This window comes from Acetobacterium wieringae (assembly GCF_026646375.1).
GTDB lineage: Bacteria > Bacillota > Clostridia > Eubacteriales > Eubacteriaceae > Acetobacterium > Acetobacterium wieringae_A.
The window spans coordinates 1-302 of sequence record NZ_JAIPPU010000069.1; the positions used below are offsets into that span (position 1 = coordinate 1).

General features: G+C 54.6%; 3 tRNA genes. All 3 read left to right on the forward strand.

Going from position 1 to position 302, the window contains the following annotated elements:
- The first annotated feature begins 56 nt into the window (after positions 1–56).
- The 3 genes from Q7P33_RS17990 (at position 57) to Q7P33_RS18000 (ending at position 302) form a co-directional block, all read left to right on the forward strand.
- Positions 57–145, forward strand: a tRNA-Ser gene (locus tag Q7P33_RS17990).
- Positions 146–221 (forward strand) — tRNA-Phe (locus tag Q7P33_RS17995). It abuts the tRNA gene before it with no gap.
- A gap of 4 nt (positions 222–225) precedes the next feature.
- Positions 226–302: transfer RNA gene (locus Q7P33_RS18000), tRNA-Met, on the forward strand.

Here is a 302-nt window from a genome sequence, read left to right on the forward strand (position 1 = left end):
AGCACCTGACTTTTAATCAGGGTGTCCCGCGTTCGAGTCGCGGATAGATCACCAATGGAGAGGTGTCCGAGTGGTTTAAGGAGCTGGTCTTGAAAACCAGTGATGCTTTACGGCACCGTGGGTTCGAATCCCACCCTCTCCGCCAGCCCAAATAGCTCAGTCGGTAGAGCAGGGGATTGAAAATCCCCGTGTCGGTGGTTCGATTCCGCCTTTGGGCACCAGTGTGGCGGTATAGCTTAGTTGGCTAGAGCGTTCGGTTCATACCCGAAAGGTCACAGGTTCGACTCCTGTTACCGCTACCA